Annotated in this window: 22 protein-coding genes; 14 read left to right on the forward strand and 8 right to left on the reverse strand. The window is 58.7% G+C overall.

Translation table 11 applies throughout. The features are described 5' to 3' along the window. Positions 1 to 12 precede the first annotated feature (12 nt). The 12 genes from ACQZ5G_RS11855 (at position 13) to ACQZ5G_RS11910 (ending at position 12402) form a co-directional block, all read left to right on the forward strand. Complete coding sequence (locus tag ACQZ5G_RS11855; protein ID WP_149622415.1) at positions 13 to 420, forward strand: nuclear transport factor 2 family protein; 408 nt, start codon at positions 13 to 15, stop codon at positions 418 to 420. A 37-nt stretch (positions 421 to 457) separates the two neighbouring features. Continuing rightward, positions 458 to 1060, forward strand: coding sequence for a glutathione transferase GstA (gene gstA / locus ACQZ5G_RS11860; RefSeq protein ID WP_448738215.1), 603 nt, complete (start codon positions 458 to 460; stop codon positions 1058 to 1060). Positions 1061 to 1254: 194 nt separating this feature from the next. After that, the gene (locus tag ACQZ5G_RS11865) at positions 1255 to 2154 is read left to right on the forward strand and encodes a VOC family protein (protein WP_149622417.1); all 900 of its coding nucleotides are present in this window, start codon (positions 1255 to 1257) and stop codon (positions 2152 to 2154) included. A gap of 58 nt (positions 2155 to 2212) precedes the next feature. Beyond that, the gene (gene mhpA / locus ACQZ5G_RS11870; RefSeq protein WP_448738214.1) at positions 2213 to 3769 is read left to right on the forward strand and encodes a bifunctional 3-(3-hydroxy-phenyl)propionate/3-hydroxycinnamic acid hydroxylase MhpA; all 1557 of its coding nucleotides are present in this window, start codon (positions 2213 to 2215) and stop codon (positions 3767 to 3769) included. After that, positions 3747 to 4901 carry an MFS transporter gene (locus tag ACQZ5G_RS11875; RefSeq protein WP_448738213.1) on the forward strand — a complete coding sequence of 385 codons (1155 nt, stop codon included), beginning with the start codon at positions 3747 to 3749 and terminating at the stop codon, positions 4899 to 4901. Before mhpA ends, ACQZ5G_RS11875 begins: the two co-directional genes overlap by 23 nt. A 36-nt stretch (positions 4902 to 4937) precedes the next feature. Beyond that, positions 4938 to 5831 carry an acetoacetate decarboxylase family protein gene (locus ACQZ5G_RS11880; protein WP_153315413.1) on the forward strand — a complete coding sequence of 298 codons (894 nt, stop codon included), beginning with the start codon at positions 4938 to 4940 and terminating at the stop codon, positions 5829 to 5831. A gap of 13 nt (positions 5832 to 5844) precedes the next feature. Then, positions 5845 to 6693 (forward strand): fumarylacetoacetate hydrolase family protein, encoded by an 849-nt coding sequence (locus tag ACQZ5G_RS11885; RefSeq protein WP_448738212.1) that lies wholly within the window; start codon positions 5845 to 5847, stop codon positions 6691 to 6693. 11 nt (positions 6694 to 6704) lie between these two features. Next, entirely contained in the window at positions 6705 to 8150 is a 1446-nt protein-coding gene (locus ACQZ5G_RS11890; protein ID WP_448738211.1) for an aldehyde dehydrogenase, read from the forward strand. A gap of 183 nt (positions 8151 to 8333) precedes the next feature. After that, the gene (locus tag ACQZ5G_RS11895) at positions 8334 to 9050 is read left to right on the forward strand and encodes a CoA transferase subunit A (protein WP_149622422.1); all 717 of its coding nucleotides are present in this window, start codon (positions 8334 to 8336) and stop codon (positions 9048 to 9050) included. 1 nt (position 9051) lies between these two features. After that, positions 9052 to 9696, forward strand: a complete 645-nt coding sequence (locus ACQZ5G_RS11900) for a 3-oxoacid CoA-transferase subunit B (RefSeq protein WP_448738210.1) — start codon at positions 9052 to 9054, stop codon at positions 9694 to 9696. A 480-nt stretch (positions 9697 to 10176) separates the two neighbouring features. Then, positions 10177 to 10533, forward strand: coding sequence for a hypothetical protein (locus tag ACQZ5G_RS11905; protein WP_448738209.1), 357 nt, complete (start codon positions 10177 to 10179; stop codon positions 10531 to 10533). A gap of 108 nt (positions 10534 to 10641) precedes the next feature. After that, on the forward strand, positions 10642 to 12402 hold the full coding sequence (locus ACQZ5G_RS11910) for a methyl-accepting chemotaxis protein (RefSeq protein WP_448738208.1): 1761 nt from the start codon (positions 10642 to 10644) through the stop codon (positions 12400 to 12402). Positions 12403 to 12980: 578 nt separating this feature from the next. Here the strand turns inward: ACQZ5G_RS11910 and ACQZ5G_RS11915 are convergent. From ACQZ5G_RS11915 to ACQZ5G_RS11930, 4 genes are all read right to left on the reverse strand, one after another. After that, a complete protein-coding gene (locus tag ACQZ5G_RS11915; protein WP_210247477.1) occupies positions 12981 to 14486 on the reverse strand; it encodes a tripartite tricarboxylate transporter permease in 1506 nt (501 codons plus the stop codon). 13 nt (positions 14487 to 14499) lie between these two features. Continuing rightward, on the reverse strand, positions 14500 to 14970 hold the full coding sequence (locus tag ACQZ5G_RS11920) for a tripartite tricarboxylate transporter TctB family protein (protein WP_149622426.1): 471 nt from the start codon (positions 14968 to 14970) through the stop codon (positions 14500 to 14502). 30 nt (positions 14971 to 15000) lie between these two features. Continuing rightward, positions 15001 to 16077 carry a tartrate dehydrogenase gene (locus tag ACQZ5G_RS11925; protein ID WP_149622427.1) on the reverse strand — a complete coding sequence of 359 codons (1077 nt, stop codon included), beginning with the start codon at positions 16075 to 16077 and terminating at the stop codon, positions 15001 to 15003. 113 nt (positions 16078 to 16190) lie between these two features. Continuing rightward, complete coding sequence (locus ACQZ5G_RS11930; RefSeq protein WP_448738207.1) at positions 16191 to 17159, reverse strand: tripartite tricarboxylate transporter substrate binding protein BugD; 969 nt, start codon at positions 17157 to 17159, stop codon at positions 16191 to 16193. Positions 17160 to 17307: 148 nt separating this feature from the next. On the opposite strand from ACQZ5G_RS11930, the gene ACQZ5G_RS11935 reads away from it, so the two are divergent. Continuing rightward, positions 17308 to 18051 carry a GntR family transcriptional regulator gene (locus ACQZ5G_RS11935; protein ID WP_149622429.1) on the forward strand — a complete coding sequence of 248 codons (744 nt, stop codon included), beginning with the start codon at positions 17308 to 17310 and terminating at the stop codon, positions 18049 to 18051. On the opposite strand, the gene pyk is transcribed toward ACQZ5G_RS11935, so the two are convergent. Genes pyk through ACQZ5G_RS11955 form a run of 4 tightly spaced genes read right to left on the reverse strand, consistent with a single transcriptional unit; the run spans position 18048 to position 23159 of the window. Further along, a complete protein-coding gene (pyk, locus tag ACQZ5G_RS11940; protein WP_149622430.1) occupies positions 18048 to 19478 on the reverse strand; it encodes a pyruvate kinase in 1431 nt (476 codons plus the stop codon). The two genes, ACQZ5G_RS11935 and pyk, sit on opposite strands and share 4 nt — an antisense overlap. Positions 19479 to 19485: 7 nt before the next feature. Then, on the reverse strand, positions 19486 to 20754 hold the full coding sequence (locus ACQZ5G_RS11945) for a glycerate kinase type-2 family protein (RefSeq protein ID WP_149622431.1): 1269 nt from the start codon (positions 20752 to 20754) through the stop codon (positions 19486 to 19488). Further along, on the reverse strand, positions 20751 to 21839 hold the full coding sequence (locus ACQZ5G_RS11950; RefSeq protein ID WP_149622432.1) for a tartrate dehydrogenase: 1089 nt from the start codon (positions 21837 to 21839) through the stop codon (positions 20751 to 20753). Before ACQZ5G_RS11950 ends, ACQZ5G_RS11945 begins: the two co-directional genes overlap by 4 nt. A gap of 21 nt (positions 21840 to 21860) precedes the next feature. Beyond that, complete coding sequence (locus tag ACQZ5G_RS11955; protein WP_448738206.1) at positions 21861 to 23159, reverse strand: MFS transporter; 1299 nt, start codon at positions 23157 to 23159, stop codon at positions 21861 to 21863. A gap of 118 nt (positions 23160 to 23277) precedes the next feature. Between ACQZ5G_RS11955 and ACQZ5G_RS11960 the strand changes: the two genes are divergently transcribed. Beyond that, entirely contained in the window at positions 23278 to 24192 is a 915-nt protein-coding gene (locus ACQZ5G_RS11960) for a LysR family transcriptional regulator (protein ID WP_149622561.1), read from the forward strand. Positions 24193 to 24296: the final 104 nt, after the last annotated feature.

The following is a 24296-nucleotide window of genomic DNA, read 5'->3' on the forward strand; positions in this document are numbered from 1 at the left end:
AAGGACAATGTCATGGAACATGAAAACAAAGAACAGCTGGAACGCAACAAGCATCTGGTTCGGGAATTCTATCGTCGGGTCTTCGATGGTCAGAACCCTGATGCTGTGAAGGACTTCGTGACTGAGGACTACCGCCAGCACTGCGACCATATACCCAGCGGTCTGTCTGGGCTCGAAGGTTTCGTGAGGACGATTTTCCCGAACGGGCCGGTGCCAGAACCCGCGGAGATGCTTATTCCTCCGGCATTCGTCGTCGCCGAGGGAGACATGGTTGTTGTCGCTGCCTGTTTGCCTCAACCGGAACCGGACGGCAGCGGCAAAACCTACGATTATTTCATTTTCGATGCCTTCCGCGTTCGTGGCGATAGGCTTTCCGAGCACTGGAGCAGTGTGAACAAGATCGCACCCCCCAAGCATTGATACCACGCACAACAGCCTCGATTGGGAGTACCAACATATGAAGCTTTACCAAGTCCCCGGAACCTGCTCGACCGCATCACGGATCGTTCTGGAGGAGGTAGCCATTCCGGTCGATCTCGTGGACGTCGATCTGCAGACCAAGAACCTGCGGGACGGAATGAGCTATCTGGACGTCAATCCCAAAGGACAGGTTCCGGCGCTCGTTCTCGACAGCGGCGAGGTCCTTACCGAAGGCGCGGTGATCATGCAGTATGTCGCCGACCAGGCACCGGCTTCCGGGCTTTTGCCGCCACCGGGCGATTTCAACCGCTATCGTGTGCTCGAATGGACGAACTACATCGCAACCGAGTTGCACAAGACCTTCTCGCCGCTCAATCGGCCCAACACGCCGGTGGAATATCGCGACTTGACGAAAACGACCTTCCTGCCCCGGGTTTTAGGTGTCATCGACACTCGTCTCGCCAGTAGCCCTTATCTGGCCGGGGAAGCGTTCACGATCGCCGACGCCTACGCGTTTGTGGTGCTGGGCTGGGCGAAGAGAGCCGAACTTGATCTCTCGGCCTGGCCGGCAATCGTCGCTTATTTAAAGCGCATCGGCGAGCGTCCCTCCGTCAGAAAGGTACTGAACACGGCGACCTGAGGCCCGACACAATTCCGAGCAGCGAGCCGCAAGGCTCGCGACCCGGCTACATGCAGGCAGAACCTGCATGCTTCGAACATCTTCGACAAGTTTGTGGTCTCCGCACAGCAGGGTGCGGGGAGGGTTGTTTTGCAGACTCGAACGCGAAGAAGCACCACGGGAAAAAATTCATTCATTCAAGAGAAGGAACCGGAATGACATACCTAATTCGACAGATGGGACATGTGGTCATCTCTTCGCCCGATCCGGTCGGCGCTGCGAAGGACCTTTGTGACGTCGTCGGTCTTCGCATCACCGAGCAGGAAGGTGACAGGGTTTATCTCTCAAGCAACGACCGGCATCACGAGGTGACCTACGTCAAGGGCGACGGCAAGGCGATTGCCTGCGGGCTGGAGGCCGTCAGTCCAGATGCGGTCGACGAAGTCAAGCGGAGAGCCCTGTCCGATGGACTCACCGTGCTCGACGACACACCGCTCGGCAAGCACTACGATAAGGCCGTTCGCCTGATCGCGCCGGGAGGTAGTATCTTCGAGGTGCATACGCCGATCGCTCGCAATCAGCCACGTCGTTATAACTATTCGACGCCCGGTGCACGGCCCCGCCGCATCGAACATATCAACTCATTTGCGCCGGATACCCAGGCCTTCGGCGAGTTTTGCGAGAAGGTGCTTGGCATGAAGCTGTCGGACCAGACCGGGGAAGATGGCCTGCGTTGGTATCGAGCCGAGGACGGGTTTCACCACACCATCGCCATGGGGCCGGGGGAGAGCGGCCTTCACCATTACGCCTTCGATCTCCACTCGCTCGAGGATCTGGCGGCAATCGCCGACAATCTCACCCTTAAGGACAGGGCGCTGGTCTGGGGCCCGGGTCGGCACGGCGCCGGCGGCAACATCTTCACCTACTACGCCGACCCGCATGGCTGCCTGGTCGAAAATTCGATTGAGCTGGACCGCATCGATAATGACGCAACCTACGAGCCACGCACCTGGGACATTTCCGAAGGTCTGGCCGGTCGCTGGCTCAATCTGTGGGGCACACCTCCCACACCGGAGTTCCTGCGTCCGGGCATCGCCTTCGACCCGGATTTCTGAGCGTCTGGATTTCAGAAGCGGTCGCCGGTTGTTCATGTGCGGTTGAGGGAGGAAAGTCATGACAGAATACGATGTCATCATTATCGGCTATGGACCGACAGGCAAGGTACTTGCCCGGCAGCTTGTCGACGTCGGGCACACTGTGGCGGTCGTGGAGCGCTGGCCGCAGGCCTATCCGTTGCCGCGTGCGATCGGCTACGACCACGAGATAAAGCGCATTTTCCACGCTCTTGGCATATCCAGTGAAGTCGCCGCCATCTCCCGGGAGATGGGTCATTACGTCTGGTACAATGAAGACTGGAAAGCGTTGATCGATATCGACGAGACCCGAGAATCGATCTCCGGCGGCCCGACCGGATATACGTTCAACCAGCCCGACCTTGAACAGATCCTTCACGAGGATCTTCTGCACCGCGACGGGATCTCCTATCACCTCGGCATGGAGGCCGTCGCAGCACACGACGCAGATGATCATATTGAGGTCGAGCTGGCCCGATTCGACGCGCAGACCCTGACCATCGATCATTCAGAAACACGAATGCTGACCGGCCGCTATCTGGTTGGCTGCGACGGAGCCAACAGCTTCGTACGCAAGATGATGGATGTATCCGTTATCGACCATGGGTTCGACGAATCCTGGCTCGTCGTCGACGTCAGGCCACACGATCCGGACAAGCTCTCCATTCCCAATGCGGCTCAGTGGTGCAACCCGGCACGCCCCACCACGATCGTGCCAAGCGGTTTGCGCAACAGGCGCTGGGAATTCATGCTTCGCTCCGACGAAACGCCCACGCAGATGTGCGAACCCGACAGGGTTTGGGAACTTTTATCCCCATGGCTTTCACAAGAAGACGGCGAGCTCATCCGCAGCGCGAGCTATCGATTCCGCTCGCTGCTTGCGGGTGGCTGGCGGAAGGGCCGGATGCTGATTGCCGGTGATGCCGCCCATCTCATGCCACCCTTCATGGGGCAAGGCATGTGCGCCGGATTGCGCGATGTTTGGAATCTCGGTTGGAAGCTCAACCGGGTCCTCGACGGTTCCGCGCCAGAAAACCTGCTCGACACCTACGAAGCCGAGCGTTCTCCCCATGTGGACGCCGTCATCAGAATCTCGATGGCGATGGGACAGGTGATCTGCGTCCCCGATCCCGAAGCAGCTCGCCGCAGGGATGAGGCCTTTTTTGCCGGAAACCTGCCGCCACCGCCGGCTTTCCCGCCGTTGTCCGGTGGCATCATAGCGCGAGACGGTGATGGTAAGCCCATCGGCGGCGCCGGTGAACTTCTCCCGCATGACGATCTGGCGCGCGGCAATATTCGGGTTCGTCTCGATGATCTGGTCGGCCGGGATTTGGTCTTGGTCACACGCATTGCGGTCGATGACGGGCGACTGGAAAGACTTGGCATCCGCCAAATCTTTCTCGGCGAAGCCGGCTGGCGGGATATCAACGGGCGCCTCACTCACTGGCTCGATAGCCGTGGTGCTGTCGCCTACCTCGCGCGACCGGATTTTTACGCTTTCGGCACCGCTGCCAATACCGATGAGATCGATACCTTGCTTGAGACCGTTGAAGGCATGTTGGGGGGAAGAGAGCATGTTCTCAATGAAGTCGCATAGCGCCACCGTCGCACTGATATTTGGGCATATCGCCGGGATGATCGATCTTGCGGCCTTGCCAGTCTGGGTGGGGACGCTCTCGGCCGGCTTCGGGTTCGGGAACACGCATGCGGGCGGACTGGTTACCGCATTCCTGCTCGGCGTCGTGCTGGCAAGCCTCGGAGTAGCGCGAATGTTCCACAAACTCGCCGGCCATTTGCTGGCGCCGGGTGGCTACGGCGCAAGTGCAGTCTGCTTCGTTTTGATGTCACAGCTTCCGCCGGGGTTCGGAACGTTCCTCGTCCTGCATGCCCTTGCCGGTATGGCCACGGGAGCGGCGCTTTCGTCAACGCATGGAACAATGGGACGGACGGCCAATCCTTTGCGGATCTTTGCGCTCGGCTCGGCCGGATTCGGCGTCTTCGCGCTCGTATTTCTCGGGACCGCGCCAGCGGTCATCGCCCAAAGCGGGCCTCCAACCTTTTTTATGATCCTTGCCGCGATCATGGGAACGGCGGCGCTCGTGACGTCGATATTCTTCCCCAGGCAGCAGGCGGGGACGGAAGTCCAGCACTATACGGCCGCTCGCATCCCTGCCGCCGCTTGGCTTGTAACCATTGGAGTGATGCTGATGAACTTCGTCCAGGCCCTGACCTTTTCCTATGTGGAAAGGATCGGCATGGCGAGGGGCTACGGCGAGGGAGAGGTTCAGACAGTCCTCCTGTCGATCGGGATCGTCAATATGTTCCCGGCATTGATCGCCGCCGCGCTCCAGAAGCGGTTACCGCCGCTTGTAGTTGGCATTGCCGGCGCCGCCGTTCAGGCTCTTCTTTCCGTTCTCATCACCGGGTCGAACGATTTCCTGCTGTATGCAGTGCCGTCGCTCTTCTTCGCTGCGGTTATGATCTTCACCCACACATTTCTGTTTGGCTTCCTCGCCAAGGTCGATCCCTCCGCTCGGGCTGCGGCCGCTACGCCTGCAATGACGATGGCGGGCTCTGCGATCGCGCCTCTCCTGGGTGGCGTCCTGTCGGATGTGATCGGCTACCATGCCATTGGCCTAACGGCCGCCGTGGTCGCCTGCGTGACCGTGGCGCTGTTCGCCCGGGCCCGTCTGTCCACGCGCGTGATCCAGCAGGCCGGGACAACGTGACATTTGCTGCCTAGACGCTTTCAAGGAGATCAAAACATGGGCTTCACACCAAACCCCGATCATCGCTACCGAATGCCTGTCGTTTTCGGGCCGGCGGTAGGTCCCCGCCAAAGGCCCGGCGGCGGCATGTGGTCACTGGAAGAAACCGGCACGATGAATGCGGAGTGGATGGCGATCACCTATCGCACCGACCCCGAGAAGCTGGCGGCTCTTCTTCCGCCTGGCATGAGCTTGCGAGGCGAACCACTGCTCAGCGTTTCCTGCGCCTGGTTCAAGAACCTCTACTGGCTTGCCGGTCGAGGTTACGGAATTCTGTCGCTTGATTTTCCGGTTACTTATCAGGGTAAAACCGAGACCCTTGATGGCTCTTTCTGCCCGGTGATCTGGGAGGGCCAACCTGAGGCGATCCTGACCGGCCGCGACGAGATGGGCTTCCCGAAACTCTTTTGCGACATGCCCGAAATTGCCTGGGACCGCGAAAAGGGTACGGCTTCATGCGAGACGTCCTGGTTCGGCTTCAAGTTCTTCGATATCGCGCTCACGGATATGGTGGAGGATGATGCCCCCCCGAGCCTGCCCGGTTCGGGCGGTGGCGCGGCCATGTACTATAAATATGTGCCCCGCACGAACCCGCGCAAGGGGGGTGGCGCCGACGTCGCCTATGTCACCACACCGGCGCCGCGGCCAGGCGAAGGGCGTCCCGACGCCATCAGTTTCGAGGGCTACGACTTCAAGCGGTGGAGGGCCAACGGCAGCTTCAATTGGCACCGCGCCACGTTCGAGCAGCTCCCGACGACCTTTCACATCGTCAACACCATTGCAGACCTCCCATGTCTCGAAATCGTCAGAACCGAGATGGTCGCCTTTTCGGGCCCTGGCATCGGTGTATCCGTAAACAGCATCCGGCCGGTCGAACCGGCGACAGAGTAAACAGGAAAAAGATATGAAACTCGCCAGATTTGCGGTCGAAGGAAAAACCAGGCTCGGGAGGGTCGAAGGCGACTATGTCTTCGATCTCACGAATGTCGCGCCAGACCTGAATGGCTCCATGAAGCTCTTGATCGAAAGGTTGCACGAACTGCGATCTGCCATTCAGTCCGTGAATGCGCCCTGTTTCCAGCTATCCGAAGTACGTTTGCTTGCGCCGATCGATGATCCCCGCAAGTTTCTGGCCATCGGGATGAACTACAAGGCTCATGCGGAGGAGGCTGCCGCCGCAGGGATCGCGACGCCGAAGTCGCAGCTCTGGTTCAACAAGCAGGTCACCTGCATCAATGGGCCCTTCGACGACATTGTGATCCCGAACGTCTCCGAAAAAGTCGATTACGAGGCCGAACTGGGTTTCGTCATCGGAAGACGGTGCCGGCATGTCAGCCGCGAGGACGCCCGGTCCGTTATTGCAGGCTATTTCGTCGCGAACGACGTCACGGCGCGTGACTGGCAGTTCCGCTCGCCCACCTATACGCTCGGCAAGAGCTTCGACACGCACGGTCCGATCGGCCCGTGGATCACCACCGACGACGAGATCGCCGATCCTCACAATTTGACCCTTACGCTCTCCCTCAATGGTGAAGAGCGCCAGCGGACCTCGACTGGCGACATGATCTACAACATCTGGGATCAGATCGCCTACCTCTCAACCGTGATGACCCTCGAACCGGGCGATATCATCGCAACCGGAACGCCGTCGAACGTGGGAATTGCGACAGAAACGTTCATGAAGCCGGGGGACGTCGTGCGAGTGGAGGTGAGCGGCCTCGGTGCAATCGAAAACCACTTTGTCGCCGAATGAGGAGAAACGACATGAACGTAGATCTTTTGATTTCCGGAAGCAGCGTGCTCGCGTCACAAAACAAGACGTTCCAGCGGCTTAACCCCTATAATAACGAGGTCGCTTCAGTTGTAGCCGCCGGCTCACCGGAAGACGCGATCGCCGTGGTGCGCGCTGCACACGGGGCCTTTCCTGCTTGGTCTGCAAAAGGTCCGCATGAGCGACGAAAGCTCCTTCTCAAGGCGGCGGACCTTATGGAGCAGCGCTCCGGTGATTTCATCGCGGCTACCACCGAGGAAACGGGTGCGACTGGACCTTGGGGCTCCTTCAACGTTGCCGTTGCTGCGAAGATGCTGCGAGAGGCGGCATCAATGACGACCCAGATTACCGGGGAAATCATTCCCAGCGAGAAGCCCGGCAGCATGGCAATGGCTGTCCGCCAGGCAGTTGGAGTGTGTGTTGGCATCGCTCCCTGGAATGCCCCGGTCATTCTTGGTACGCGCGCAATCGCCACGCCTTTGGCCTGCGGCAATACGGTGGTTCTCAAGGCATCCGAGATGTGCCCCCGAACCCATCGGATGATCGGTGAGGTGCTGAATGATGCAGGAATTCCTGCAGGTGTCGTGAATGTCATAACGAATGCTCCCGAGGATGCCGCCCGCGTCGTCGAAGCGCTTGTTCGGGCGCCGGAGGTGAAGAGAGTGAATTTCACGGGTTCGACGCGCGTCGGCCGGATCATCGCAAAGCTGTGCGCGGAGGAGCTCAAGCCTTGCTTGCTGGAACTTGGTGGCAAGGCCCCATTCATCGTGCTTGACGATGCGGATGTCGAGGCTGCGGTCAATGGGGCGGCGTTCGGGGCTTTTATGAACATGGGCCAGATATGCATGTCGACGGAGCGCATAATCGTCGTTGAAAGCATCGCTGACCAGTTCACGAAGGCGCTAGCTGAGAAAGCCGATAAACTGCCCGCGGGTGACCCCAATGGCCCGAATGTTTTGGGGGCGTTGGTGAGTCTCGAGGCTGCGTTGAAGATGGACGCAATCATTGCGGACGCTTTGGACAAGGGCGCCAAAATCGTCGCTGGCGGCAGGCGGAATGGGGCCGTGGTCGAAGCGACTGTCCTCGATCATGTCACACCGGCGATGCGCATATATAGCGAGGAGTCCTTCGGACCGGTCAAACCGATCATCCGTGTGAAGGATGTGGAGGAAGCTGTCGCAATCGCAAACGACACTGCATATGGTCTTGCCGCTTCGCTCTATACGAACGATGTCACGGCCGGCTTGAGAATCGCGGCGCGCATAAAATCCGGCATTTGCCATATCAACGGACCTACAGTTGCCGATGAGCCGCAGATGCCTTTCGGCGGCGTCAAGGAATCAGGCTGGGGACGGTTCGGCGGCAAAGCCGCGATCTCAGAGTTCACGGATCTTCGGTGGATCACCATCGAAGATCCGAAGCAAGGCTATCCATTCTAATTAAGCCAGACCGCATTCCACGTGTTTGCTCGGCCGGTGCCTGGCCCGCATCGCGCAGGCTGCCGGACTATTTGCCGGCCGACCGGGACGGCTTGGTGACCGAGAGGTCGCTGAGCCGGACCCAAGCCACCCGCTATGACGTTGTTTCGTTCGCAAAGGTACCGCCCAGATCCGGAGAGGGAGATGAAAAAAGTCGTTGTAAATCCACAGGAAGCTCTGGCCGATACGTTGTTCGATGGAATGACAATTCTGGCCGGCGGCTTCGGTGTCTGCGGTATTCCCACCGTTCTTATCGAGGCAATACGTCAGTCGGGCGTGAAGGACCTCACAGTTATCTCGAACAATGCCGGCATCGACAATTTCGGACTCGGCATCTTGCTGGAAAGCGGTCAAATCCGAAAGATGATTTCTTCCTATGTCGGCGAGAACAAGCTGTTTGCCGCACAGTTCCTGTCCGGCGCACTCGAACTCGAATTCAACCCCCAAGGAACCTTGGCCGAACGGATTCGAGCAGGCGGTGCCGGAATTCCTGGGTTTTACACGAAGACAGGCGTTGGAACGGTTGTTGCTGAAGGCAAGGAAACGCGGATGTTCGGCGATGCCGAGTATATTTTGGAAACCAGCCTGACCGCGGACCTCGCTATCATCCATGCGTTCAAAGGGGATACCGAAGGTAACCTCGTCTATCGAAAAACCGCGAGGAATTTCAATCCCGTGATGGCGACCGCGGCTAAAGTGACCATTGCGCAGGTTGAGCACCTTGTGCCTGCGGGGACTATTGATCCCGACGGCGTCCATACACCCGGCATCTACGTACGGAGGGTACTGCAGGTGCCGAATCCTGAAAAGCGGATCGAACAACGGACCGTTCGGCCCAAATCGCACAAGGAGGTTGCCTGACATGGCGTGGACCCGCGAACAGATGGCTGCGCGAGCCGCGCGTGAACTGAAAGACGGCTTTTACGTGAATCTTGGGATCGGTATACCCACACTGGTCGCAAACTTCATACCGCAAGGGGTGCGGGTGACGCTCCAGAGCGAGAACGGAATGCTTGGGATGGGGCCGTTTCCCATCGATGGAGAAGAAGATGCCGATTTGATCAATGCCGGCAAACAAACCATCACAGAGGTCCCAAACAGTAGTTACTTTTCGTCGGCTGAGAGCTTTGCAATGATCCGGGGCGGTCATATCGACCTGTCTATCCTTGGTGCAATGCAAGTGTCCGAAAGGGGCGATCTTGCCAATTGGATGATTCCGGGCAAGATGGTGAAGGGCATGGGTGGCGCCATGGATCTCGTTGCCGGCGTCAAGCGCGTGATCGTATTAATGGAACATCAGGCTGGTGGGGTGCCCAAGCTTCTGGAGGAATGCACGCTCCCGCTCACAGGGCGTCGGGTTGCCGATCTGGTTATCACCGATCTCGGCGTCTTCGAAATCGATCGAAAGGGTACAGCGGGGATATGCCTTATCGAGTTGGCACACGATGTGTCCCTGGCCGAAATTCGATCAAAAACGCCCCCGTCGTTCCACGTTCGCCTCACTTAGCAGCACCGTTCATATCCGCAGGTTTACTCGGCGCCAAAGATTTTCGGAATCGTCTTGCGGCTATATATGCGGCGGCGTCCGCATGATCATATGTGGCCGGGACTGAGAAAAATGGCTTTCGGCTGGAGATAAATCATGTCCTGGTTTCATAAAAGCCGCCAACGCAAACCAAACGCAGCAGCCGGATGTCTTCCGTTCGAAAACTAAGTCGCAACTCGCGATTCAAGCTCCAGAGCTGCGATCTGGTGTCGTCGCTCAGGTAGTGGAGATCAGCTGAACCTCCATACGTCGAGCTCCATTTCTTCGAGGCCCACACCCCAACGTGGCTAGGTCCCATCAACGTTTAGACGCCGAATGCTCCGTGCCTTGAGGTAGTGCCAGGCGGAGATCCACCGGTGTGCGAATACTTCGGCTAACGTGTTAGCACAGTCTTATCGTTTCGAAGCTAAGCTGTACCACTGACGAATTGGGGGGGTATTCATGCTGTCGATCAGGAACGTTCTCACAATGGTGTTTTTACTATTCAGCCTTGCACTGTGTATACTTTGTGGCAGCGCGCTGAACGCTTCCTATTCCAGTTTCCGCACCTACAGCACCGTGTCAGCCTATACAGCCGTCAACCGCGCGGTTTTTGACATCCTTCTTGGTTACCGTCTGGAGCGGGGTCACAGCGTGACGGTTCTCGAGGCGACGCTTGAGCAACGACGCGCCCGACTTCAGGATGTCCCGGTCGATCGCGCAATGGTCGATCAGGGAATGACGGCTCTCAGAATGGCTGAAGCTGCGATACAGTCGGCCGAACTCGCCGGTTCCTTGAAGAAGATCAACTATTTCTAGGGAGAAAACGAAACCCTCCGCAAACGCGCCGATACGCAGTTCGTTACCGAGCTCGCTCAGCGGGATCAGGCTGTTGGTAAAGCCTATACGAGCTTCGGCCAGGAATTCTTGAAAGAGCTTGAGATTGCCTCTGCCATCACCGAGAGCAATATACGCTCGCTAGACAACAAACTTGTCGATCTGTTGCAGATCCGCGCCGGGGCTTGGGCTACTCGCGCAGCCGTTGGTGCGGCTTCCATCGTTCTGAACAAGGCGGCTACCACTCAACAGCCTCTCGCTCAAGACGATCTTGTAACGTTGATGATGCAGAACGGCCGATCCTTCGCGAACTGGGATCAAGTTCGCAATCTTGTCGATCATCCCACGACCGACCGCTCTCTGAAGGACAGTTTCAACACGGCGGAAAACACCTATTTCAAGGGTCCGCTTTGGGACCTTGTTAACTCGATGCATGTGGATCTCACTGACGGTCGCAGCGCGATGGTCGACCTGAAGGACTGGCTGCCTGCGAGCAGCAAGGGCCAGGCCAGCGTTGCGGATGTTGCCCTGGTGGCGATGAAACTTCTTGATGAAAAGGCACAGAGCCTGGCGCAATCCGCTCTCGTGGGTGTTGCGTCATACCTGGCCATCCTGCTGGGCGCGATCGCCATGACGATCGTCGGAATGTTCATCGTCATCCGGCGCGTCACCATCCCCATCACCCACCTAATTGGGTGCATGAATAGCCTAGCGCAGGGGAACCGCGACGTGACCGTTCCGGGTGGAAAAAGGACCGACGAGATCGGCGGCATGGCGCGGTCGGTCGAGGTTTTCCGGCAGGCCGCCATCCGAAACGCCGAACTTGAAGCAGAAGCGATAGAGAACAGCCGCAGAGCGGAAGCCGAGCGTCTGGCCATCGAAGAGCGCGCCGCGGCCGAAGCGGAAGTCCGCCTTAACAACGCCACCGGCGCGCTGGCCAAAGGGCTCAGAAAATTAGCGTCGGGAGATATGCTTTGCGAGATCAAGGAGGAGCTCGCGCCCCAGTTCGAAGCACTGAGAATGGATTTCAACTCGTCCGTTGCTCAACTGAGGGAGGTGTTGATGGCTGTTGCCGATTCGTCCGGCAACGTTCATGGAGGTTCCAGCGAAATCTCTGGCGCATCGAACGATCTTGCGAAGCGAACGGAGAGCCAGGCGGCCTCACTGGAAGAAACTGTGGCTGCGTTGGAAGAGATTACAGTGAACGTCCAGACAGCGTCCGTCCGCACTTCCGAGGCTCGCGATCTGGTCCAGGGCGCACGGAAAAAGGCCGATCATTCCGGTGAAGTGGTCGGAAACGCCGTCGAGGCCATGGGACGGATCGAGCAGTCATCCAGGCAGATCATTCAGATCATCAGCGTCATCGATGAGATCGCCTTCCAGACCAATCTCCTTGCCTTGAACGCCGGGGTCGAAGCTGCCCGAGCCGGCGAGGCAGGCAAGGGCTTTGCCGTCGTAGCGCAGGAGGTCCACGAACTCGCCCAACGTTCCGCGCACGCAGCCAAGGAGATAAAGACCCTTATCGCTAACTCTGAAGCGGCCGTTTCGGAAGGCGTCAAACTTGTCAGGGAGACAGGAGGAGGGCTGGCCGATATCGTCGATCTCATCCAGGCGATCAACCAACATATGGACGCGATCAGCATAGCCGCCAGGGAGCAGGCGTCAGGGTTGAAGGAGATCAACTCGGCAGTAAACCACATGGACCAGGCGACGCAACAGAACGCAGCCATGGTCGAAGAGATGAATGCCGCGAGCTTCGGCCTTGCGCAAGAGTCAGAGAAGCTGGCGCAGTTGCTTTCCACTTTTCGAACCTCCGGGAGCTCTGCGGAAAGAAATCGTCAGGCGGCTTGAGCTTCACGCCTGATGGCAATCCCCTTCCTCAGGGTCGGTCGGCACCGGGGGCTGATCAAATGTCATTGCCACTCAGCTGACCAGCTTCTTTTATTGTTTCGGCGGCGATCTCACGAGCCTTAACTATGTCTTTCTTGGTGGCGAAGATGTTCGCAATGGTCTTGCCAGATAGACAGGCGGCGTTGCAGCATGATCATTGTGGCTGTGGCTGGCTGAGAAGAATGACTTCCCGCGAAAGATAAACCTCTCCTTGCTCACGAGAGGCGTCCTGCAGGCTTCACTAACCACCGGGTGTAAACTTACCCATGAAGAACACGCGCCCCTCCAACGCGATAGCAAAGTCGGATTCGGAGGCCACGAGAAAGTCGCTTTACCTCCCGGGTAGTGCCCCGGTTTGCATTGACGTTCTCCAGCCCGAAAATCTTCTGGCGTGCCGCGACCGACGGTCCAATATTCACCGTGCGTGATGTAAGAATAGATGCGGCGGAATGCACATGATTGGTTGCGTTCGTTTTATGATAATTGTTCGTAAGCTTTGAACTGTACTGTTGGCCAAAGCGGCTGATCGAACCGTCTGCTCAATCGTCCTCAACGAATACCTGGTCGCGCTTCGAACGGATGGATGGTAGCAAGGCGGCAATCACGCACAGCAGCCCTATCGCCAGAAGAGAGGCGGCAATGGGGTTTGTGACAAATACCGTCGGATCACCGCGCGAGATGATCATGGCCCTGCGTAAGTGTTCCTCAAGCAGCGGTCCAAGCACGAAGCCGAGCAGTAGCGGCGCCGGTTCGCAGCCGACGCGGATGAGGACATATCCGAGAACGCCAGAAGCAATGATGGCGTAGACATCGAACGGGTTGTTGTTAATCGAATAGCAGCCGATCGAGGCAAAGATGACAATCGCCGGGAATAGCATTCGATAGGGGATCGTCAGCATTTTCACCCATAACCCGATAAGCGGGAGATTGAGGATGACAAGCAACAGGTTGCCGACCCACATGGACGCGATAATGCCCCAGAACAGGGCGGGCTGACTATTGATCACATCAGGGCCGGGCGTGATCCCCTGAAGAATAAAGGCTCCCACGATCAGGGCCATGACGGGATGTGCAGGGATGCCGAGAGTGAGTAGCGGGATGAACGACGTCTGGGCGGCAGCGTTATTGGCGCTTTCTGGACCGGCCACGCCTTCGATTGCGCCATGACCGAACTCTTCCGGCGTCTTGGAGAGGTTCTTTTCCGCAGAATAGCTGGCGAACGAGGCGAGCACATGTCCGCCGCCGGGGAGGACGCCCAGGATCGAGCCGAGCGCAGTGCCTCTCAAGACCGGACCCGCGATTCGGCGGAAGTCCTGTTTGCTAAGCCACAGATTAGTCACTTTATTTACACCCACTTCACGCGTGTACTCGTGCTGCAGATTGCGGAAGATTTCTGCAACGCCGAATACGCCAACGGCGATCGAGACGAAGTTGATGCCTTGCGACAGTTCCAGATATCCGAAGGTGAAGCGTTCTTCGCCGGTGTAGATGTCCTGCCCGACGGTGCCCAGCAACAGGCCGACGATGATCATCCCTAGCGCCTTTAGCACAGAACCATGAGCAAGAGAGATCGATACCAGAAGGCCGAGAACGATCAGCGCGAAATATTCCGGCGCGCCGAATTCAAGTGCGACCGCGGCAAGAGGCGGCGCAGCAATCGCCAGCAGCATGGTTGCCACGCATCCCGCGAAAAAAGACCCAAGGGCTGCCGTGGCCAAAGCCTGACCCGCCCGTCCTTTCCTTGCCATCTGATAACCGTCGATGGCGGTCACCGCCGAGGAACTTTCCCCCGGCAGATTGATGAGGATCGCCGTCGTCGATCCGCCGTACTGAGCGCCATAATAAATGCCGGATAACATGATGAGCGATGTCACGGGCGAGAACGTGAAGGTTATCGGCAGCAGCATTGCAATCGTCGCAGTCGGCCCGATGCCGGGCAACACACCAACCAGTGTGCCAAGCAGCACGCCGACAAAGCACCAGACGATATTGACAGGCGTCATCGCCGTTTCGAAGCCAAGCGCGAGATTGGAAAACAGATCTATCATAGAAGCCACCTCAGAAGCCGAGAGCCGGACCGAAGGTCGGCAGCGATACGGCAAGACCGATCTTGAAGATCACGTAGCACAGGACGGACATGACGAACGCGCTGACCAGGGCGGACAGAGGCGCGTTCTTCCGCGAGGCTTGGGCCGCCATGAAGGTACAGAGGAAAACGACCGGAATGAGCCCTAGAGAACGAGCCCCGGCGCCAAAGACCGCAAGCGCCAGGCACACGAGGATGAGACCGCGCCAGGGCACGGCGCCATCGACTGGCTCCGGCGGCTTGCGCAATCCATCGATCAGGATCAGCATTCCAAATATGGAAAGTGTCACGGCCAGCACGATCGGAAAAAAGCCCGGGCCCATCTGCAGCGCGGTTCCGAAGTCGTAACTCGAACTCTGCACGATGAAGAGGGCCGCGATCCCGATGAATATACCGCCCGCAATCACGTTGTGGCGGCTGTACTTGACCGACGAGTCTTCCATTTTTTCCCTCCCGAACCTCGACACGAACTGTCAGAGGATATTGGACCCTGCGATAGCCTCGCAGACGGCGTCGGTGACCTGCTGCGTATTGGCCTTGCCTCCGACGTCTGGTGTGAGGATGCCGGCTTCTGTGACGCGTTCGACCGCAGTCATGAGCCGCGCGGCGGCATCCTTTTCACCGAGATGCTCGAGCATCTGGGCTGCCGTCCAGAAGGTGGCGATGGGGTTTGCGATGCCCTTGCCGGTGATGTCGAAGGCCGAGCCGTGGATCGGCTCGAACATCGACGGGAAGCGGCGTTCCGGATCGATGTTGCCGGTCGGGGCGACGCCGAGCGAGCCTGCCAGCGCGCCGGCAAGGTCCGACAGGATGTCGGCATGCAGGTTTGTGGCAACGATCGTATCGAGGCTCTTCGGGTTCAGCGTCATGCGCACGGTCATCGCGTCCACCAGCATCTTGTCCCAGGTGACGTCCGGGAATTCCTTCGACACCTCGGCGGCGATCTCGTCCCACATGACCATGCCGTGACGTTGTGCGTTCGACTTTGTGACGACGGTGAGCAGTTTGCGCGGGCGCGATTGAGCCAGCTTGAATGCATAGCGCATGATGCGGGTGACCCCGACGCGGGTGAAGATCGCCACTTCCGTGCCGACTTCTTCCGGCAGGCCCTTGTGGGCGCGCCCGCCATGGCCGGAGTACTCGCCTTCAGAATTTTCGCGCACGATAACCCAGTCGAGATCACCCGGGCCGCAATTGCGCAGCGGCGGGGTGATGCCCGGCAGGATCTTGGTTGGGCGCACATTCGCATACTGGTCGAACCCCTGGCAGATCGGCAAACGCAGGCCCCACAAGGTGATGTGGTCGGGCACATCCGGCGCACCCACAGCGCCGAAATAGATTGCATCGAATTTCTTGAGCGTTTCCAGCCCGTCCGCCGGCATCATCACGCCGTGCTTCTTATAGTAGTCAGAGCCCCAGTCGAAGGTTTCCGAGTGGATCTTGAAGTCGCCGCTGCGCTTTTCCAGCGCTTCGAGAACCTGAAGACCCGCAGCAATCACTTCCGGCCCGATGCCATCCGCAGGAATGGCAGCTATCTTGTATTCACGCATAAGAAACCTCGAAACATCGATTGAGAGCAAGCCGTGTCCAAAAGGACACGGCAAATGGTCGCCCGGAACGTTCGTTCCGCCGATCCCTTGCAGGGACCCGCCAGCGGGATGCCTTATTTTCCCGTCTCGCTGACCAGTTTCGTAAGGCGATCTACTTCGGCCTTGAACTTTTGATCGAGGGCCGCAGGCGTTGCGAGATCCGGCGAAACCGGCGACGTTCCGAGACTTGCGAACCGTTCGATAACTACGGGATCCTTGAGGGCGCCCCGAAGCGCCTCGGCCAGCTTGTTGCGAATAGGCTCGGGCGTATTCTTCGGTGCCCAAAGTGCATGCCAGGCGCTCAGTTCAAAATTCTGGATGCCGCCTTCGGCAACCGTGGGGACATCGGGCAGTACGTCTATTCGTGCCTTCGTCGTTACGGCATAGGCATGAACTTCGTTTGCCTTGATCTGTTGCACCGTATTGGTCGTCTGGTCGCATGCCAGATCGATGCGTCCGCCGATGAGATCGGTCATTGCCGGTCCCATGCCCTTGTAGGGGACAAGCGTGATCTTGGTGCCGAGCGCGTCCTGAATAAGACGTCCACATAGATCGGAAACCGCGCCGGTTCCTGCCGTTCCGAACGTCACCTGAGGGCCACTCTTCTTCACGTAGGCTACGAGTTCGGCAAATGTCTTCGGCTCGAAATTTTTCCTGCCGACGATCGTCATCGGCACTTCGGTGATCAGCCCGATGCTCGAGAAATCTTCAATCGGCTTGTACGTCAGCTTCGGATAGAGAGCCGCGAAGGTCGCGACGCCGATGTGGTAGAGCAGAAGGCGATATCCGTCTGGATCTGCCTGAGCCACGGTCGCCGCTCCGAGCGAGCCGCCGGCTCCGCCCATATTTTCCACGAGAACCTGCTGTCCAAGAGATTTCGACATGGATTGAGCGACAAGTCGGGCGACCGTGTCGCTGGGGCCGCCCGCCGCAGCGGGGACCATGATGGTAATCGGCTTTTCTGGATAGTTCTCCTGGGCGTGGGCCAGAACGCTCGACGTTGCCAGAAGGGCGCCTGTGAGCGCCACAAGCATTTTCTTCATCGCGACTTCCTCCTCAAGTGCGCGCCAGAGTGCCTCCACACTCTGTTCCATGCTTACTTGCATGCAAGATGGAATGTATCGAAGTATCCGTGTTTGTCAATTGGCTCGATCGTCACTATAAAGGATGCTGAATAATCGAAGGTTCGTTATGATTACAGCAAACGATGTCGCCGGCGTGATTCCGCGAGATGTGCCTCAGGACGCCCCAGACAGTGGCGTTGATACGGCGGGCGCCGGTCGCGTGACCGCTGCTTACAGTGCGATCAAGGAGGCAATTCGGTCGAATGTCTTTCCTCCCGGGTACCAGGCGGCGGAGATCGAGATTGCCCGTCAATTGGGAATGAGCAGAACCCCGGTCCACGAGGCCATGGCACGGCTTCAGGAAGACGGGCTGGTTCGTATCCTTCCCAAAAAGGGTATCATTATCTGTGCGCTGTCGCCTGCTGACATTGAGGAAATCTATGAAGTGATTATCGCTCTGGAGGGAGCAGCAGCAGCACGCCTCGCACAGTTACAAATGAAAGAACGAACCCCTGTCGTGCAGATACTGCAATCAGCGACCGCCTCAATGGTCGGGGCACTGGCGGAGAATGATCTGGAGGCTTGGGCGGCAGCTGACGAGCGATTTCATGAGGAGTTGGTTGCCAGGAGTGGCAATCGACGTCTCATGCGTATGGCCGGCACGGTTGCGGATCAACTGCATCGCGCCCGAATGTTCACTCTCAATTTACGTCCCCTTCCAATCCACTCTTCAGATGAGCACTGGGAGATAATCCAGGCGATTGACAAAGGGGACGCGGAAGCCGCCAGTCGCGCCGCACGATCACACCGCCAGCACGCGCACGACGCTCTCGTCCCCCTAATCGCAAAGTTAAACCTGCGGAATCTCTAGCATTTGCCGATTTGAGCAACGCGAAGGTTGTTGGTGCTTCCAGATTGGGAGAAAGGAAAGCCGGTCACGACGACGATCAGGTCATTCGCTCTGGCAAGGTCTGTATCGATTGCTGCCTGCTCAGCCCGCTGGATAGATTGTTCGTAAGTGACGATATCTTGCGAACGCAAGCCGACGACACCCCAGAAGAGGCTGAGTTGCCGAGCCACCTGTTCAGAAGGCGTCAGCGCCATGATTGGCAAAGCAGGGCGCGCCCGCGATATTCTTGCTGCGGTCGTTCCGCTTGCGGTATAGGCGACGATTACAGGCGCCTTGACTGCCACAGCCACGTTTGCTGCTGCGGTCGCTACCGCATGCGGCGGCGACTGTGCGATCTCCGGCTCGGTTGCTTCCATAATCGGACGGTAGAGCTTGTGCTTCTCGGTCTTTTCTATGATGCGGTCCATCATCTCTACAGTTTCGATCGGATAGGAACCGGTGGCAGATTCTGCCGACAGCATCACTGCGTCCGCGCCGTCGTATATTGCGCCGGCGACATCCGAAGCCTCTGCCCGTGTCGGGGTCGGCGCCGAAACCATGGAATCCAGCATCTGCGTTGCGACGATCACCGGCTTTGCCGCCATCCGGCATGCGCGGATGATCTCCTTCTGCTTGCCGGGGACGTCTTCGGGCGGGATTTCGACGCCCAGATCGCCCCGTGCAACCATGATCGCATCCGAAAGTGCGACGATATCGTCGATCTCGTCCAGCGCAGATGGCTTCTCGATCTTGGCGACGAGCCCGGCGCGGTTGCTGACTAGCGAACGTGCCTCGATCATGTCACGCGCTTTCTGGACAAATGAAAGCGCGACCCAGTCGACCCCAAGCTCAAGGCCGAACTCGAGGTCTTTTCGGTCCTTTGTGGTCAGCGGCGATATGTCGAGTACCGCGCCCGGGACATTGACACCCTTGCGGTTGGAAATCGGGCCACCGACAATCACCTCTGCATCGAGATGCTCGTCATCGATGCTAATGGTGCGTACCCGCACCCGGCCGTCATCGATCAGCAGATCATCGCCCGGCTTGACGGCTGCAAAAATCTCGCGATGGGGGAGCGGGATATCCATCAGGCCCTTGCCGGGCTCTGTGCTGCAGACGAAGCGGATGGCAGCGCCCTTCTGGAGGTCGAGACGCCCATCCCCCAGTATGCCAATACGGATCTTCGGTCCCTGGAGATCCTGCAGTATGCCGATCGCCGTGTCTAATTCCTTCTCCATCGCCCGGATATGGCGATAGACAGCGGCATGATCGTCGCGGTTTCCGTGGCTGAAGTTGAGCCGGAAGGTATCGACGCCTGCATTGAAAAGCGCCTTCAGAATTTCGGGCGAGTTGGAGGCGGGCCCGACCGTTGCGACGATCTTGGCCCTGCGATTGCTGCGAATGAACATGGTGTTTCTATCCAATCAGGATGGCACGAATGTCGTTGACATTGGTAAGCGTCGGCCCGGTGACCACGAGGTCATCGATCGCCTTGAACGCGGTGTAGCTATCGTGGCCCGAAAGGGCCGCGCGCGGTGTGATGCCGGCCTGGCGCAGGCGGGACAAGGTTGTCGGCGTAACGATGGCTCCGGCGGCGTCCTCGACACCGTCTATCCCGTCCGTATCGCCCGCGATTGCCCAGATGCCGTCTGCTTCATTCAGGCCAATGGCGAGACTTAGCAGGAACTCGGTGTTGCGCCCGCCGCGACCAGTGGCGTCAGGCGGAAGCGAGACAGAGGTCTCGCCGCCGGACAGGATGACTGCCGGACCGGCAATCGGGTTGCCATTCTGCCTCGCAGATAGCGCGATCCCGGCAAATACGGTTCCAACTTCTCTTGCTTCCCCCTGTAGCGCATCACCAAGAATCAGGGACGTCAGTCCGTAAGAGCGGGCGGTTTGTGCTGCGGCAAAAAGCGCCATGCCTGGTGAGGCGATCATCCTGACCTCAGAATTCCGGTTGTCCCGACCTGCGGCTGCACCGCCATTAGCCAGGACCTCAACGGCTGTCTCGGGAAGGTTCAGCCGATATCGACTGACGATTTCCCTGGCGTCATCCACGGTCGTCGGGTTTGCGACCGTGGGGCCGGAAGCGATTTCGGATGGGCCGTCACCCGGCACATCGGAGATGACCAGGCTGACGACACGGGCTGGATAGGCAGCCTGTGCGAGGCGGCCACCCTTGATCCCGGAAAGCTGTCTACGCACGGTGTTCATTTCGGAGATCGTGGCGCCGCTTGCCAGAAGTACCCTGTTGACCGTCTTCTTGTCATCGAGCGTCATGCGTCCGGCAGGGGAAACAAGAAGCGAGGATCCGCCGCCGGAGATCAGGGCAATCACCAGATCGTCTGATCCGAGGCCGCTCACAGCTGCCATGATGCGGGTTGCTGCCTCGACGCTCATCTCATCAGGAACCGGATGGGATGCTTCGATGATTTCGATACGCCCGGCGGGTACGGCGTGGCCGTAACGGGTTACGACGATTCCGGTGAGATCCACATCACTCCAGGCGGTATCGAGAGCCGCGGCCATTGCGGCCGAGGCTTTGCCGGCGCCGATGACGACGCAGCGGCCCTTGGGCCGTTCCGGCAGGTGGGATGCGACCACCTTGGCCGGATCGGCGCTCGCAACCGCTGCGTCGAAGATTCGACGCAGCACATCGCAGGCGGACGCATCGTTCCAGATCATTCTGCGGCAACCAGAATATTGGACCCTGCGATAGCCTCGCAGACGGCGTCGGTGACCTGCTGCGTATTGGCCTTGCCTCCGACGTCTGGTGTGAGGATGCCGGCTTCTGTGACGCGTTCGACCGCAGTCATGAGCCGCGCGGCGGCATCCTTTTCACCGAGATGCTCGAGCATCTGGGCTGCCGTCCAGAAGGTGGCGATGGGGTTTGCGATGCCCTTGCCGGTGATGTCGAAGGCCGAGCCGTGGATCGGCTCGAACATCGACGGGAAGCGGCGTTCCGGATCGATGTTGCCGGTCGGGGCGACGCCGAGCGAGCCTGCCAGCGCGCCGGCAAGGTCCGACAGGATGTCGGCATGCAGGTTTGTGGCAACGATCGTATCGAGGCTCTTCGGGTTCAGCGTCATGCGCACGGTCATCGCGTCCACCAGCATCTTGTCCCAGGTGACGTCCGGGAATTCCTTCGACACCTCGGCGGCGATCTCGTCCCACATGACCATGCCGTGACGTTGTGCGTTCGACTTTGTGACGACGGTGAGCAGTTTGCGCGGGCGCGATTGAGCCAGCTTGAATGCATAGCGCATGATGCGGGTGACCCCGACGCGGGTGAAGATCGCCACTTCCGTGCCGACTTCTTCCGGCAGGCCCTTGTGGGCGCGCCCGCCATGGCCGGAGTACTCGCCTTCAGAATTTTCGCGCACGATAACCCAGTCGAGATCACCCGGGCCGCAATTGCGCAGCGGCGGGGTGATGCCCGGCAGGATCTTGGTTGGGCGCACATTCGCATACTGGTCGAACCCCTGGCAGATCGGCAAACGCAGGCCCCACAAGGTGATGTGGTCGGGCACATCCGGCGCACCCACAGCGCCGAAATAGATTGCATCGAATTTCTTGAGCGTTTCCAGCCCGTCCGCCGGCATCATCACGCCGTGCTTCTTATAGTAGTCAGAGCCCCAGTCGAAGGTTTCCGAGTGGATCTTGAAGTCGCCGCTGCGCTTTTCCAGCGCTTCGAGAACCTGAAGACCCGCAGCAATCACTTCCGGCCCGATGCCATCCGCAGGAATGGCAGCTATCTTGTATTCACGCATAATGTTTCTCCAATAATCGTATCAGTGTTGGATGGAAGCAGTTCGCCCGGTCTGACGCGAAGCACCGCGCGCAAGTAGCAGGGTGACGACGGCCGAAACGATAAGCAATGCGGCGACGAAATAGAGACCCCCGGCGAAGCTTCCGGTCATATCCTTGATCCAGCCGATCATGGACGGGCCGACGAAGCCCCCAAGGTTGCCGATCGAGTTGATCGTCGCAATGCCCGCAGCAGCGGCCGGTCCCGACAGGAAAAGGGTCGGCATGCTCCAAAGTGGTGGTTTTGAGGCGCTGATGCCGATGTTGACGAGCGTCAGGGCAGCCAATACCGCGAAAACAGTCGTTGCGCCGGTCGCCAGGGCAAGTCCGGCAGCAGCGAGTAGGCAAGCGCCGACAACGTGCCAGGTGCGCTCGCCGGTCTTGTCGGAGTGGCGAGCCCAAAGGATCATGCCGATGACCGCGAAGACAGCCGGGATGGCATTGATAAGACCGACCTGGAAGGAGGAAAGTCCAAATCCCTTGATGATTTGCGGTGCCCAGATGCCGAGCGTGTACAGGCCAGCGGACGTGCCAAAGTACACCAGCGACAGCGCCAGTACCCGCAGGTCTGCCAAGCCTGCCCAGACGCTGTGGCTCGCCTTGGGCTTGCCAGCCTGCTCCTGCTCCATAGTCTTCACCAGCCAGGCGCGCTCGTCGGCGGAGAGCCAGTTGGCCTTTTCCGGACGATCAGTCAGATAGAACAAAACCACGACGCCAAGGATCAGAGCAGGGATAGCCTCGATGATGAACATCCACTGCCAGCCTGCGAGGCCCCAGATGCCGTGCATCTCCAGCAACGCACCGGAAATCGGCGAGCCTATCGCTGTCGCAAGCGGGGCGGCTGCCATGAACATCGCCGTTACGGCGGCACGCCTGCGCGCCGGGAACCAGTAGCTCAGATAAAGGATGATACCCGGGAAGAAACCTGCTTCAGCAACGCCCAGAAGAAAACGAAGCGTGTAGAAGCTTGTCGTACCCTGCACAAGCGCCATGGCGCCGGAGACGATGCCCCAGGTGATCATCACCCGCGCAATCCAGATGCGCGCGCCAACCTTGTTCAGGATCAGGTTTGAAGGCACTTCGAAGAGAAAATAGCCAAGAAAGAAAATGCCGGCGCCGACGCCAAAGACAGTCGATGAAAACCCGAGGTCCTGGTTCATCGTCAGCGATGCGAAACCGATATTCACGCGATCGATGAAGGCGATGAGATACAGGACCATTATGAATGGCACGATGCGCCACGTAATCTTGCGCAAGACGCGCGTTTCCAGTTCGCTGGTCATAGCGAGCTCCTCCCAAAAATTCTGACGCCTCCTGCGTCACTACAAAACAATAGCTGGGGCTTGCATCGGATCACATCCTCATACAATTATATAAAAAAATGAAATAATGGAGATCAGGGTGGAGCTTGAGCAACTGAAATGTTTCGTGGCGGTCGCGGAAGAACTGCATTTTGGACGGGCTGCGCAGAAGGTGGGTCTTCTGCCCGCATCTTTGGGCAGGCACGTCAAACTGCTGGAAGAGGCGCTGGGGGCACCTTTGCTGGAGAGAACCACGCGAAATGTTTCGCTGACGGAGGACGGGATCGTTCTTCTGGAAGAAGTGCGTCCCATTCTCGGCCGCCTTGACGAGCTGGAGCAGCGGTTCAGGGCCGAAAGGCATCGACCAAGCACTGTTCTCCGGATTGGCGCCATAGACAGCGCGGCGGCCGGCCTTGTTCCTCAAGTGCTTCATGATCTCAGAGAGGAAAAGCCGGACCTTGTCACGCAACTTGTCGAGGACAAATCAATCCGGCTTATTCCCAAGCTGTTGGCCGGCCGCCTAGACCTCATCTTCATTCGTCCCAGGGAAGGGATGAGCCGCAATCTGGGCGTGAGGTTGCTCCTGGAGGAAACGCCCGTGGTGGCCGTGCCGGAAAGCCACATGTTGGCGGACCTGTCGGAGGTCACGGTTGCGGATCTGCTGGACGAGCCGCTCATCGTTCCGGAGCGCCGGTCCCGGCCCCACAGCTACGACCTGACACTCGACATCTTCGCACAGGCCGGAATTCATCCGCGTATCGCCCAGGTGGCCGATGAGAAGCAGACGATCATCAACTTGGTGGCCGCCGGCATAGGATGCGCGGTAGTGCCGCGCTGGACCTCTAAGCTTACTGTTTCCGGCGTCCGTTACATTCCCTTGAGATCGCTTGACGGTCGCCCGTTGAAAACGCTGCCGTTGGCCGTCGCGTGGGTTAAGGCAGTGCGCCACCAGGCAAGGGACGCGGTGCTGGATCTGCTCGACCGCTACGCCGATCGATACGCTGCCCTATCGTGACGTCGTCTGTCACTACTCGGACGAGCGAACTTTTTCAAATTCAATATCATCATCGATTTTTCTGAGAAAAGCTTTTCTCATATTGACATTCGTCTTGCGAAAAG

This window comes from Agrobacterium sp. 22-214-1, assembly GCF_053522465.1.

Bases quoted from the DNA above. Each gene is read 5' to 3' on its own strand.
- ACQZ5G_RS11855 (WP_149622415.1), top strand. From the start codon at position 13: ATGGAACATGAAAACAAAGAACAGCTGGAACGCAACAAGCATCTGGTT.
- gstA (WP_448738215.1), top strand. From the start codon at position 458: ATGAAGCTTTACCAAGTCCCCGGAACCTGCTCGACCGCATCACGGATC.
- ACQZ5G_RS11865 (WP_149622417.1), top strand. From the start codon at position 1,255: ATGACATACCTAATTCGACAGATGGGACATGTGGTCATCTCTTCGCCC.
- mhpA (WP_448738214.1), top strand. From the start codon at position 2,213: ATGACAGAATACGATGTCATCATTATCGGCTATGGACCGACAGGCAAG.
- ACQZ5G_RS11875 (WP_448738213.1), top strand. From the start codon at position 3,747: ATGTTCTCAATGAAGTCGCATAGCGCCACCGTCGCACTGATATTTGGG.
- ACQZ5G_RS11880 (WP_153315413.1), top strand. From the start codon at position 4,938: ATGGGCTTCACACCAAACCCCGATCATCGCTACCGAATGCCTGTCGTT.
- ACQZ5G_RS11885 (WP_448738212.1), top strand. From the start codon at position 5,845: ATGAAACTCGCCAGATTTGCGGTCGAAGGAAAAACCAGGCTCGGGAGG.
- ACQZ5G_RS11890 (WP_448738211.1), top strand. From the start codon at position 6,705: ATGAACGTAGATCTTTTGATTTCCGGAAGCAGCGTGCTCGCGTCACAA.
- ACQZ5G_RS11895 (WP_149622422.1), top strand. From the start codon at position 8,334: ATGAAAAAAGTCGTTGTAAATCCACAGGAAGCTCTGGCCGATACGTTG.
- ACQZ5G_RS11900 (WP_448738210.1), top strand. From the start codon at position 9,052: ATGGCGTGGACCCGCGAACAGATGGCTGCGCGAGCCGCGCGTGAACTG.
- ACQZ5G_RS11905 (WP_448738209.1), top strand. From the start codon at position 10,177: ATGCTGTCGATCAGGAACGTTCTCACAATGGTGTTTTTACTATTCAGC.
- ACQZ5G_RS11920 (WP_149622426.1), bottom strand. From the start codon at position 14,970: ATGGAAGACTCGTCGGTCAAGTACAGCCGCCACAACGTGATTGCGGGC.
- ACQZ5G_RS11925 (WP_149622427.1), bottom strand. From the start codon at position 16,077: ATGCGTGAATACAAGATAGCTGCCATTCCTGCGGATGGCATCGGGCCG.
- ACQZ5G_RS11930 (WP_448738207.1), bottom strand. From the start codon at position 17,159: ATGAAGAAAATGCTTGTGGCGCTCACAGGCGCCCTTCTGGCAACGTCG.
- ACQZ5G_RS11935 (WP_149622429.1), top strand. From the start codon at position 17,308: ATGATTACAGCAAACGATGTCGCCGGCGTGATTCCGCGAGATGTGCCT.
- pyk (WP_149622430.1), bottom strand. From the start codon at position 19,478: ATGTTCATTCGCAGCAATCGCAGGGCCAAGATCGTCGCAACGGTCGGG.
- ACQZ5G_RS11945 (WP_149622431.1), bottom strand. From the start codon at position 20,754: ATGATCTGGAACGATGCGTCCGCCTGCGATGTGCTGCGTCGAATCTTC.
- ACQZ5G_RS11950 (WP_149622432.1), bottom strand. From the start codon at position 21,839: ATGCGTGAATACAAGATAGCTGCCATTCCTGCGGATGGCATCGGGCCG.
- ACQZ5G_RS11955 (WP_448738206.1), bottom strand. From the start codon at position 23,159: ATGACCAGCGAACTGGAAACGCGCGTCTTGCGCAAGATTACGTGGCGC.